General features: G+C 73.7%; 9 protein-coding genes. 4 read left to right on the plus strand and 5 right to left on the minus strand.

Annotated features, from left to right (window positions below):
- Positions 1–233 precede the first annotated feature (233 nt).
- Positions 234–1,238, plus strand: a complete 1,005-nt coding sequence (locus ACWEJX_RS12885; RefSeq protein WP_451607483.1) for a sigma-70 family RNA polymerase sigma factor — start codon at positions 234–236, stop codon at positions 1,236–1,238.
- A gap of 158 nt (positions 1,239–1,396) precedes the next feature.
- On the opposite strand, the gene ACWEJX_RS12890 is transcribed toward ACWEJX_RS12885, so the two are convergent.
- Entirely contained in the window at positions 1,397–2,377 is a 981-nt protein-coding gene (locus ACWEJX_RS12890) for a helix-turn-helix transcriptional regulator (RefSeq protein ID WP_451607484.1), read from the minus strand.
- Positions 2,378–2,439: 62 nt separating this feature from the next.
- Between ACWEJX_RS12890 and ACWEJX_RS12895 the strand changes: the two genes are divergently transcribed.
- A complete protein-coding gene (locus tag ACWEJX_RS12895; RefSeq protein ID WP_451607485.1) occupies positions 2,440–4,011 on the plus strand; it encodes an MFS transporter in 1,572 nt (523 codons plus the stop codon).
- 238 nt (positions 4,012–4,249) lie between these two features.
- On the opposite strand, the gene ACWEJX_RS12900 is transcribed toward ACWEJX_RS12895, so the two are convergent.
- Positions 4,250–5,605, minus strand: a complete 1,356-nt coding sequence (locus ACWEJX_RS12900; protein WP_451607486.1) for a hypothetical protein — start codon at positions 5,603–5,605, stop codon at positions 4,250–4,252.
- 312 nt (positions 5,606–5,917) lie between these two features.
- On the opposite strand from ACWEJX_RS12900, the gene ACWEJX_RS12905 reads away from it, so the two are divergent.
- Positions 5,918–7,033 carry a glycosyltransferase gene (locus ACWEJX_RS12905; RefSeq protein ID WP_451607487.1) on the plus strand — a complete coding sequence of 372 codons (1,116 nt, stop codon included), beginning with the start codon at positions 5,918–5,920 and terminating at the stop codon, positions 7,031–7,033.
- 10 nt (positions 7,034–7,043) lie between these two features.
- Positions 7,044–8,813, plus strand: a complete 1,770-nt coding sequence (locus ACWEJX_RS12910) for a glycosyltransferase family 39 protein (protein ID WP_451607488.1) — start codon at positions 7,044–7,046, stop codon at positions 8,811–8,813.
- Positions 8,814–8,825: 12 nt separating this feature from the next.
- Here the strand turns inward: ACWEJX_RS12910 and ACWEJX_RS12915 are convergent, their stop codons facing one another.
- The 3 genes from ACWEJX_RS12915 to ACWEJX_RS12925 form a co-directional block, all read right to left on the minus strand.
- Positions 8,826–9,605: a DUF6227 family protein gene (locus ACWEJX_RS12915; RefSeq protein WP_451607489.1), complete on the minus strand. Its 780-nt coding sequence runs from the start codon at positions 9,603–9,605 to the stop codon at positions 8,826–8,828.
- 204 nt (positions 9,606–9,809) lie between these two features.
- Positions 9,810–10,904 carry a P1 family peptidase gene (locus ACWEJX_RS12920; RefSeq protein WP_451607490.1) on the minus strand — a complete coding sequence of 365 codons (1,095 nt, stop codon included), beginning with the start codon at positions 10,902–10,904 and terminating at the stop codon, positions 9,810–9,812.
- A gap of 21 nt (positions 10,905–10,925) precedes the next feature.
- Positions 10,926–11,729 carry an SDR family oxidoreductase gene (locus tag ACWEJX_RS12925; protein ID WP_451607491.1) on the minus strand — a complete coding sequence of 268 codons (804 nt, stop codon included), beginning with the start codon at positions 11,727–11,729 and terminating at the stop codon, positions 10,926–10,928.
- Between the last annotated feature and the right edge of the window lie 197 nt (positions 11,730–11,926).

Consider the following 11,926-nt stretch of genomic DNA (forward strand, 5'->3'; position numbering starts at 1 on the left):
GCGGAGCTCGGCGAAGGACTCCTGATCGCCGGCCGCACCCGGCCTGACCTGCGGCTCCATGAGTCCCGGGTCCGGCCGCCCACGCCCTCGGAAGCGCGCGGGCGGCGCAGGATACTGCATGATCGCGAAAATCCATGTGCCGGGTGGGAATTCTGTCCTGATTCCAGTCGTTGTTTCCGTCGGATGCAGGGCACCCGAGAGGGTGTCGCGACCTACTCAGCAAGGGAGCACGCATGGCAACCCGTGCCGTCGCCCGTCGTCCGTCGTCCGCCGCGAGCAGTTCCGCGGGCAGCGGCAGCCGGGCAGTTCGCGCCGTGGGCGGGGAGATCGCCGACCGCGACCTGGTCGGCATGTACCTCGACGAGATCGCGCGTACGCCCCTGCTCGACGCCGCCAAGGAGGTCGAGCTCTCCCAGACGATCGAGGCGGGCGTCTACGCCCAGCAGATCCTCGACGGCGAGGTGGAAAGCGAGGGCGGAGCCTCCCGCCTGGAGCTGGAGGCGCTGGTCGCCGAGGGCGAGCGGGCGAAGGACCTCTTCATCAAGTCCAACCTGCGGCTCGTCGTGGCCGTGGCCCGGCGCTACCCGCGCAGCGGGCTGCCCCTGCTCGACCTGATCCAGGAGGGGAACGCGGGCCTGGTGCGCGCGGTCGAGAAGTTCGACTACGCGAAGGGCTTCAAGTTCTCCACGTACGCCACGTGGTGGATCCGCCAGGCCATCACCCGCTCCATAGCCGACCAGTCCCGCACCATCCGGCTCCCCGTCCACCTGGTGGAGGAGCTCGGCCGGATCCGCCGCGTCCAGCGCGAGTTCAACCGCGAGCACGGCCGCGACCCGGAGCCCGCCGAGATCGCGGAGGAGCTCGGCTCGACCCCCGAGCGGATCACGGACGTCATGGACTGGGCGCGCGACCCGGTCTCCCTCAACATGTCGGTCGACGACGAGGGCGAGACCCAGTTCGGCGACCTCCTGGAGGACACCTCCGCGATCTCGCCCGAGCAGTCCGTCCTCACCCTGCTGCGCAGCGAGGAGCTCGACGACCTCATCGACAAGCTCGACCACCGCACGGCCTCCATCATCCGCATGCGCTACGGCATCGAGGACGGCCGCGAGCGCACGCTGACGGAGGTCGGCAAGGAGCACGGCCTCACGCGCGAGCGCATCCGCCAGATCGAGAAGCACGCGCTGCTCGAACTGAAGAAGATGGCGCGCGACACCGGCTTCGACGCGGTGGCCTGAGGCCGGCCGCACCGGCCCGGTACGACCTACGACCAGGGCGTGCGGGCCCCGGGGGCGGGGCCCGCAGGGCCCGTAGGGCCTGTCCGGCGGATCACGGCCGGGCCCGTAGGACCTGTCGGCGGGATCACGGCCGGGCCCGTGGGGCCTGTTCGGCGGGATCACGGCCGGGCAGGGAGGTCCTGGCCGCTCGTCGCCGCGCCCAGGCGCGCGCCCAGCTCCGCCGCGTACGCGAGCAGCGGCTGCGGGCCGTGGATGGTGAACGGCGCGTCGACCATCGCGAAGCGCACCGCGAGCCACTCGGTCGAGTCGGTCGTACGGGTCCGCAGCCGGCAGCTGTCCGGGCCGGTGGCCGTCGGGGCCAGGTGCGCGGGCAGCCGCGCCGCCACGAACTCGGCCGGGGCGTCGAAGGTGACGTCCAGGTCCACCTCGGGCTGGGCGCGGGACATGGACCGGGTCATGTACGCGGCCGCGTCCCCGGCCGGCAGCTCGCGCGGCGAGAAGCGCGCACCCGTCGGGAAGGGGTCGCTGACCCGGTCGACGCGGAAGGTGCGCCAGTCCTCGCGCCCCAGGTCGTAGGCGACGAGGTACCAGCGCCGCCCCGTCGACACCAGCCGGTACGGCTCCACGAGCCGCTTCGTCTCCGCGCCGTCGCCCGCCCGGTAGCCGAACCGCAGCCGCTCCTGCCCGGTCACCGCGCCGGCGAGCGTGGTCAGGGTCTGCGGCGTGACGGTGGCGCCGTCGCCGCGCGTGAGCGGGATCGTCGCGTTCTGGAGGGTGGAGACGCGGTGCCGCAGCCGTGACGGCAGCACCTGCTCCAGCTTCGCCAGGGCCCGTACGGAGGCCTCCTCGACGCCCTCGATGGCGTGCCCGGCGCCGGCCCGCAGTCCGACCGCGATGGCCACGGCCTCCTCGTCGTCGAGGAGGAGCGGCGGCATCGCCGTACCGGCGACGAGGCGGTAGCCACCCACCGCGCCCTTGGTCGCCTCGACCGGATAGCCCAGCTCGCGCAGCCGGTCGACGTCCCGCCGGATCGTGCGCGGCGAGACCGAGAGCCGTTCTGCGAGCTCGCGCCCGGGCCACTCGCGCGGGGTCTGGAGCAGCGACAGCAGATTCAGGAGTCGTGCCGGTGTGTCCGTCATGTTTACCAGGATGTGGCCCAACTAGGACATGAGCTGACCTATATGGCTTCTACTTTCCTCGTATGAGTTCACACGACGCCGTCCCCTCCGCTCCGGTCGCGGCCCCGGAAGCCGCGGACGCGGCCGACGCCGCTGACAGAAGGCGCTGGATAGCCCTCGCCATCGTCATGACCGCCGCCTTCATGGACCTGGTCGACGCCACGATCGTCAACATCGCGATCCCCAGCATCGAGCGGGACCTCGGCGCCTCCTTCGGCGCGATCCAGTGGATCACCGCCGGCTACGCGCTCGCGTTCGCGGCCGGTCTGATCACCGGCGGCCGGCTCGGTGACATCTACGGCCGCAAGCGCCTCTTTCTCACGGGCACGGCCGGCTTCACGCTCGCTTCCGCGCTCTGCGGCGTAGCCGCGAACCAGGAGATGCTGGTCGGCTCCCGCCTCCTCCAGGGCGCGGCGGCGGCGCTGATGGTGCCGCAGGTCCTGTCGATCGTGCACGTCACCTTCCCGGCGCACGAGCGCGGCAAGGTCTTCGGCATGTTCGGCGCGATCATCGGCCTGGGCGCGGTCTCCGGCCCGCTGCTCGGCGCGCTGCTCACCCAGTGGAACATCGCGGGCCTGGAGTGGCGCCCGATCTTCCTCATCAACCTGCCGGTCGGCGTCGCCGCCATCATCCTGGGCCGCCGCTTCATCACCGAGTCCAAGGCCCCGAAGGCGCTCCGCCTCGACCTGGTCGGCGTGGTCCTGGTGACCGTCGCGCTGCTGATGCTGATCTACCCGCTGACCCGTGGCCGCGAGCTGGGCTGGCCGCTCTGGGGCCACCTGATGATGGCCGGCAGCCTCGTCGTGTTCGCCGCCCTCGTCGCGTACGAGAGGTACAAGGCGCGCAAGGACGGCTCGCCGCTCGTCGAGCTGTCGCTGTTCAAGGTGAAGTCCTTCGCGGCCGGCATCGCCGTCCAGCTGACCTTCGGCGTCGTGATGGGCATCTTCTTCCTGGTCTGGACGCTCTACATGCAGATCGGGCTCGGCTGGACCCCGCTGAAGGCCGGTCTGACGGGCGTGCCGTTCTCGATCGCGGTGTCCACGGCGGCGGGTCTGTCGGTGCAGCAGCTGGTGCCGCGCTTCGGCCGCAAGGTGCTGCAGGCGGGCGCGGTGACGATGGCCGGCGGCATCCTGCTCTACTTCTTCGTGGCCGGCCGCTACGGCGCGGACATCCACCCCTGGCAGATGATCCCGCCGCTGGTCGTGATGGGCCTGGGCATGGGCCTCATCGTGGCTCCGCTGACGGACGCGGTGCTCTCGGAGGTGCCGCGCGAGCACGCCGGCTCGGCCTCAGGTCTGATCAACACGACCGGGCAGATGGGCAACGCGCTCGGCCTGGGCCTGGTGTCGGTGGTCTTCTTCGGCACGATCGACGAGAAGCACCTGGCCATGGCCCCGGCGGAGACGAGCGCCGCCTTCACCCACGCGTTCCAGAACTCGCTCGGCTGGGCGGCGGCCGTGCTCGCCGGCATCTTCCTGGTGATGTTCGCGCTCCCGGCCAAGCCGAAGCAGCACATGGAGGGCGGCGGCGAGGAGGGGCCGGAGGGGCCCGCGGACCAGCCGGAGCTGGTCAAGGAGGCGGCGCTGGCGAGCTGATCCGCCGTCGCCCGGAGAACGGGAACGGGAACGGAGTACGTGAGTACGGCGAAGGGCCCTGGGGATTCGCTCTCCGGGGCCCTTCCCATACGCCCGCACGCCCGTCCTTCCCGTACCCCCTCCTGCGTGCGATGGCGCGCGGAGGACGGGCCGGGAGACCGCGACGCCCGCCGGGGAAGGGCGGTGCGCCCACCGGTTCACCGGTGACCGCACCGCCCCTCGGCCGTGCGCGCAGCCGTCAGGAGCGCTTCGGCTTCGCGTTCGCCTTCGCGTTCGCCTTCGGTTTCTTCGGCAGGTGGTTCGGATCGGCACCGCTCAGGCCGAACCGCCGCTTCAGGTCACCCGGCGAGGGACTGGCGAGCAGCGTCCAGACCTCGTTGCACGCCAGCGTGTCCGTGTCCGGATCGATGGCGCACACCGTCTCGTACACCTGACCCGTCGTGGTCAGCACCTCGATGGAGGTGCCGTTGGCCTGGTCGCCGACCGAGACGGAACAGGCGTTCGTCGGGTAGCTGTTGTTCGGGTCGCCGTCGGTCAGGTCGTACCAGGTGTACGGGCCCACGGTGGGCCGGATCTGCCGGATGCCGGCGTAGGTGATCCCGCCGCTGATGACGGCCTTGACCTCGTTGCTGTTGCTGGGCAGGTAGGCGTCCACGTCATTGCACGGCCCGGTGGGTCCGGTGGGTCCGGTGGGTCCGGTGGGTCCGGTGGGTCCGGTGGGTCCGGTGGGTCCGGTGGGCCCGGTGGGGCCGGTCGGTCCGGTGGGTCCGGTCGGTCCGGTGGGTCCGGTGGGTCCGGTGGGTCCGGTGGGGCCGGTGGGTCCGGTCGGTCCGGTGTTACCAGTCGCCCCGGTCGCGCCCGTGGCTCCCGTCGCGCCGGTTGGCCCTGTCGGCCCGGTCGGTCCCGTGGGCCCGGTCGGTCCCGTGGCTCCCGTCGCGCCTGTCGGCCCTGTCGGTCCCGTGGGCCCTGTCGGTCCCGTGGGTCCCGTCGGTCCTGTGGGTCCCGTCGGTCCTGTGGGTCCCGTCGGTCCTGTCGGGCCCGTCTTGCAGTCGTCGTGGCCGCCCGACGGCGCGCGCAGGTCGCGCAGGTCACGGGTGCGCAGTCCGCGCAGGTCGCGCAAGTCGCTCAGGTCGCGCAGGTCACGGACGTGCGGGCCGCCCGCGGCCCACGGGCCGACCTTCTCGTCGAGGAGCTGCTGCAGGCCGCCGGGCTGCGGCCCCTCGTGACCGGACGGCGGCGGTCCCTGCTCCCACGGCGGCGGCCCTTGCTCCCACGGCGGCGGGCCCTCCTCCTCGCCCTGCTCCCAGGGCGGCGGCCCCTGGTCGTCGCCGTGCGGTGGCTGGCCATGGTCGTCGCCGTGCGGCGGCCGGTCCTTGCACTCGTCGCCGCCGCCCGCCATGGGGCCGCTCGCCGCGACGCCCGGCCGGGCGTCGACCACCGGGTCGTCCCAGGCCGCCGCCGCCGCCGTGGGCGTGAAGCCGGTGAGGACCAGCGCGACCGAGGCGAGCCCGCCGCCGCTCAGCCAGGCGCGCCGCCGCGGCAGCGGCCCGAGCGGAGACCCGGACCTGGGCCGAGTCCTTGGATCAGGACGCATGCATGCTCCTTCCACCGCCGGCCGTTCACACGCCGGCGCGAGTGAGGTGAGTGGTGATGCGAGTGATGTCCCGGAAGTGGATATGACCTTCCTTTCGGATCATCGGATAGCAGGTGCGAAGCCTTGAAGGTCCCCGCACCACTCTCAGCGCCATGGCGTATCGGCTCTATCCGAATGGATGCGTACGCGACGGCGAACTCGCCGCGGCCGGGCGGCGTGCCGCCGCCGCGCCCGGTACGGCCGTGCATAGCCTCGGCCACCGACCGATCCACCGGAAGTGGGGTTGCCGTGCGGCCGTCCATCTGCTTGTGCATGATCGTCAAGAACGAGGCCGCGGTCATCGAGCGGTGCCTCACCTCCGTCCGGCACCTCGTCGACACCTGGGTCGTCTCCGACACCGGGTCCACGGACGGCACCCAGGACCTCGTCCGCGCCGCCCTCGCCGGCATCCCGGGCGAGCTGCGCGAGGAGCCGTGGGTGGACTTCGGCCACAACCGGAGCCGGAACATCGCCCGGGCCCGCGGCCGGGCCGACTATCTGCTCCTCCTCGACGCCGACCATGTGCTGCGCCAGGACGGCCCGCTGACCGCGCTGACCGCCGACGCGTACCTGCTGCGGCACCGGGGCGCGCTGGAGTACCGGATCAAACGCCTGGTCAGGGGCGACCTGCCGTGGCGGTACGAGGGCGTCACGCACGAGTACCTGACCGCGGACCGCGACCACGTCCAGCGGAACCTCGACGCCCTCGTCATCGAGGACCACGCCGACGGGGGCTCGCGCCATGACAAGTTCGAGCGCGACGCCCGGCTCCTGAGCGCCGACCTCGCACGCGACCCGGACAACTCCCGTACGGTCTTCTACCTCGCCCAGACCCTGCGCGACATGGGCGGCCGCGGGCCGGAGGCGGCCGCCCTCTACGAGCGGCGCGCGGCCATGGGCGGCTGGGGCGAGGAGGTCTACTACGCCCTGCTCCAGGCGGGGATCCTCGCCGCCGAGGCCGGCGACTGGCCGACCGCGCAGGACACCCTCGTACGGGCCTGGGAGTCCCGCCCGCAGCGCCTCGAAGCCTGCTACGAGCTGACCTCACGGCTGCGGAAGGCGAGCCACCACCACACCGCCCACGCGATCGTCTCGGCTGTCCTCGACCGGCCGCAGCCCGCCGACGACGTGCTGTTCCTGCAGCCGTGGGTGTACCGGTGGGGGCTGCTCTTCGAGTACTCGATCACCGCCTACTGGGTCGGCGACCACGCGGCCTCGCTCGCCGCCTGCGACCGGCTCCTCGCCATGCCGGACCTGCCCGCGGCCTACCGCGAACAGGTCCGGGCCAACCGGGAGTTCGCCGTGGCGAAGCTCGGTGCGGCCCCGGCTCCCGGCACGCCTTCTCCCGGCGTCCCGGCCGCCGCCGGCCCCGTCTCCGTGCGCGCCTGAGGAGCCGTCGATGGGAACCCCCGCCCCGGTACGCGACCGCGCCGCCGAACCGGCCCGGCCCGCGACGTCCCGCCACGCCACCGCGGGTCCCGGCGCCGGAGCCCTCCGCCGCCTGCTGGCCGGCGTGTGGCTGTGGCCTGCCGTCCTCGCACTCGCCCTCGGGCTGTACGGGGCGGGGGCACCGCAGTTGTGGGAGGACGAGCTCAACAGCTGGGACATGGCGACCCGCTCGACGGGCCGGCTGCTCGACACGATCGGGCACGTCGACGCCGTCCTCGGCGCGTACTACCTCCTCCTGCACGGCTGGACCGGCCTCTTCGGCGACTCCGACCTCGCCCTGCGGATGCCCTCGGTGCTCGCGGCCACCGGGGCGGCGGTCTGCACGGCGCTGACCGGGGCGCGGCTCTTCGGGCGGCGGGCCGGCCGGGTCGCGGGCCTGCTGTTCGCCCTCGTGCCGGTGGTCTCCCGCTACGCCCAGGAGGCCCGACCGTACGCCCTCGTCGTCCTCGCGGTCGCCCTCGCCACGCTGCTCCTGCTGCGCGCCCTGGACCGGCCGGACCGCCGACGCCGCTGGGGTGCGTACGCCCTGGCCGTGACGGCGGTCGGGCTGCTGCACCTGGTGGCGCTGACCGCCCTGGCCGGCCATGCCGTGGTGGTCGTCACGAGGGCAGGCCCCAGGGGCCGTGCCGTCGCCGTACGCTTCGGGCTCGCCGTCCTCGCCGGCGGCACCGCGACCGCCCCGCTCCTGGTCCTCGGTCGCTCCCAGGCCGGCCGCCAGATCTCCTGGATCCCCCGCCCCGACCTCTGGTCCCTCACCGCCTTCTGGCCCCAGCTCTTCGGCTCGGCCCTCGTGGCAGGCGCCCTCATGGCCCTGGCCGTGGCGGCGTGGGGCCGCCGGCCGGAGCGGGGGGAGGGGACGGACCCGGCCGCCCCCGACCGGTCGGCAGTCCCCGACCGGTCGGCCGCGCCCTGCCGGTCGGACGCGCCCTGCCGGTCGGACGCGCCCTGCCGGTCGGACGCGCCCTGCCGGTCGGACGCGCCCGGTCGGTCAGACGCTCCCTGCCGGTCGGCCGCTCCCTGCCGGTCGGCCGCTCCCTGCCGGTCGGCCGCGCCCGGTCGGTCAGACGCTCCCTGCCGCAGCCTGTTGGTCGCGGTGGCGGTGTCCGCTCTCGCGCCGCCGCTGGTCGTGTGGGCGGTGTCGCACGGAGAGGTGTCGTACTTCCACTTCCGCTATCTGCTGTTCACGCTGCCCGCCTGGGCGGTCCTGGCGGGGGCGGGGCTGCGGCACGTGCGGCCGCGGGCCGTCGTCGGGGTGCTGCTCACCGTCCTCGCGCTGCTCACGCTGCCCGAGCAGCGGGCGCTGCGCGAGCCGTACGCGCACTTCTGGCACGGCGTCGACTTCCGGGGCGCCGCCGCGACCATCGCGACGTACCACCGCCCCGGGGACGCGGTCGTCTACGACCGGGGTGACGACGCCTGGCGGCTGCTCGACGCGGGCGTGCGTCACTACCTGCCCCGCGAACTGCGCCCGCGGGACGTCTTCCTGGCCCGCTCGGCCGCTGACCGGGCGGACCTGTGGCCGGCGGAGTGCCCCGACCCGGAGCGCTGTCTGCGCGCCGAGCCGCGCATCTGGCTCGTCGTCGCGGCGGGCGACGCGGACCCGATGGAGGCCCTCCCGGCCGCCCAGGCCCGGGCCCTGCGGGCCCGCTACAGGGCGACCGGTACCGAGCGGCTCACGGGCGTGACGGTCGCGCTTCTGGTCCGCAGGGCCGCCTCGTAGCGGGCGCCGGCGTCAGCGGACCCGCGAGCGGGACTCCATCGCCTCGCGCGCGGCGCGCTCGTCCTCGTACACCTCGCACATGTGACGGCCGTCCGGCGTCGCCGTGTGCTCGACCTCCCACAGGCTCAGCTCGCTGCCGTCGAGCAGCAGGAACTGGTGCTCGTAGAGGGTGAAGCCGGCGTCCCGGCCTCCCGCCACGGGGCACTGGCGCCCGAACGCCTGCGTGATGTGGTGTGCGAACGCCAACCGCAGCCGGCGCGCGGTCGCCTCGCCCGGCCGGTCCGCGTTCTCCGCGCGGCGCAGCACCCGGCGGGCGTGGTCCGCCGAGTTGTCCGGCACGTACATCCGGGGCTGGGCCGGTATGGGGCGGGCCAGGAGCGCGCTCAGCAGCTCCAGGTCGTCGTCCTCGCCGGTGACCGCTCCGTCGGCGCGCTCCACGCCCCAGCCGAGCGAGGGCCCGGCCGGCAGCCGGGACGCGGCGAGCCGGGCGTCCGCCTCCGCCGCGTACAGCTCGTGCTGATCGGAGCCGTCCCGGCCGGAGTTGTGCACCAGCTCCCACAGGCTGAGCGCCGTGCCGTCGGGGAGCAGATAGGTGTGGCGGTACGTGGTGCGGTGCAGCGACGCGCTGTGGTGCGAGGAGTACAGCGCGCTGGAGTGGGCGAGGGCCGACTCCAGACGCTCGATCATGGAGTCGGGCAGGTCGAAGGAGTTGAGCGCCCGGCCGAGGAGTCGCTCAAGATGGGTCTCGGTCGTCTCGTACGGATCGTGAGAATGATCCTGCGGATCGTTCAAGGGGGTCTCCAGGCCGTCGCCGCATGTCACTTGATGCTTGCTAAACGTAGTCCCTGGGTCTGACATCGTGTCCGGCGTTCGGGAAAACGAACGGGGCGCACATTGAGTTTCCGCGCCCCCCGAGTGTTTTCTTCAACTTCCCTTGGTATACCGGCAGTCGGGGCGCCGGGCTAGTCGCCGTACGGCTCGGGCCAGCGTGTCGGCTCAGCCCGTGCCGTACGCGTCCGCCTGCGCGTCGCCGTAGAGCTCCCGGTACGCCGGGAAGTCCCCGCCCGGCCCCGAGATCCCGGCGGCCGGTGCGAGCACGGCCCGGACGATGGCCTGTGTGACGGCGTCCGTGCCCGCTGCGAGGATCTCGTTGAGCGCCAGTGGCCCCGGCGCGGACGGCAGTTCGCGCGCCCCCGTCGCGAGGGCGAACACCGTGTCGCCATCGTTGAGCAGATGCACCGGACGGACGGCGCGCGCGATGCCGTCGTGCGCCGTCCCCGCGAACTTCTGCGCCTGCGCGCGGGTCAGCGACGCGTCCGTCGCCACCACCGCCAGCGTCGTGTTCATCGGCGGCGGCGCGAGCCTGGCCCGGGCCTCCGCGAGGCGGCGCCGCGCCGCCTCGTGCACGGCCGGATCGGGATAGGCGGGGCGTCCCGCCCCCGTCAGGGCGCCGGAGGAGAAGTAGGCGCCGTACGGAACGCCCGTCTCCGGATCGATCGCCGCGCCCACCGCGTTCACGACCACCAGCGCGCCGACCGTAATCCCCGACTCCAGGACGGTGCTCGCCGTCCCCACCCCGCCCTTGAGCCCGCCGACCACCGCCCCGGTGCCCGCGCCCACCGCGCCCGTCACCACGGGCGCGTGTGCCGCCGTCGCGGCCGCCGCCTCCACCGCCGCTCGGCCCGTCGAGGCGTCCGGCCGGGCCGCGAAGTCACCGCCCCGGCCCAGGTCGAAGACGCAGGCGGCCGGCACGACCGGCACCACGTGCGCCGGATCCGGCCCGACCCGCACCCCGCGCCGCTGCTCCTCCAGCCAGGCCATCACCCCGCCGGCCACGTCGAGCCCGTACGCGCTGCCGCCGGTCAGGACCACGGCGTCGATCCGCTCCACCAGGTTGCGCGGGTCGAGCGCGTCCGTCTCCCGCGTGCCGGGGCCCCCGCCCCGTACGTCCACGGCGGCCGTCATCCCGCCCTCAGGCGCGAGGACCACCGTCGTACCGGACAGCGCCCCGGCGCCCGGTACGCGCGCGTGGCCGACCCGCAGGCCGGCCACGTCCGTCAGTGCGTCGAGAGAGGCGTTCAGCTCCGTCATGTCACCTGCGTAGCACGGATGTCAGCGCTTGGGACCCAGGTACGTGCCGCCCGAGGCGTCGATCACGGTGCCGGTGATCCAGCGGCCCTCCGGCGACGCCAGGAACGCCACCGGGTCCGCGATGTCCTCCGGCTGCCCGACCCACGGCAGCGCCTGCCCGCCGATCAGCATCTGCTCCAGCTGCGGCATCGCGGCGAGCGCGGCCGTGAGCGCGGCGGTCTGCGTCGGGCCCGGGGCGACGGTGTTGACGGTGATCCGGCGGGCGCCGACGACGTTCGCCAGGGTGCGGGTGAAGGTCTCCATCGCGCCCTTCGACATGGCGTAGGCCAGCTCGTCGGCGAGCGCGATCCGGGTGACGCCGGAACCGATGTTGACGATGCTGCCGCCGTCCCGCAGCAGCGGCAGCAACTGCTGCACCAGGAAGAACGGGGCCCGGACGTTGACCGCGAACAGGCGATCGAACTGCTCGACCGTCTCGTCCTGCAGGTACCCGCCGGACGACGTGACGGCCGCGTTGTTGACGAGCACGTCGAGGCCGGCCCGCTCGGCGTCTGGAGTGTGGGCGTCGAGCCCGGCCCGCACGCCGTCGACGAGCGCGAGCACCCCTTCGTACGACCCGAGGTCGGCCCCGACCGAGAACGCCCGGCCGCCCTCCGCGGCGATCAGGTCCACGGTCTCCTGCGCGGCGGCCGCGTCGGACCCGTAGTGCACGGCGACGAGCAGCCCGTCCCGTGCCAGGCGGAGGGCGATGGCCCGCCCGATGCCACGGGAGGCGCCGGTGACGAGGGCGGTGCGGGTGTTGGAGGTGGTGGCGTTGTTCTGCATGGTGGCTCTCCCTTGAGGGTCCCTTGAAGGGGTGTGGTGTCGGGCGTTCGCCGCGACAGGGAGAGAGTCGCCGGGGCCGCTGACGGGACGCGCACGGGCCGCTGACGCCCGCTGACGTCCGCTTACGGCCCCTGCGCCCCTGACGCCGCTGACCGCACCTGACGCCGCTGACCGCCCCCTGGCGCCCCTGACCGCAC

The organism is Streptomyces sp. NPDC004788 (assembly GCF_053601115.1).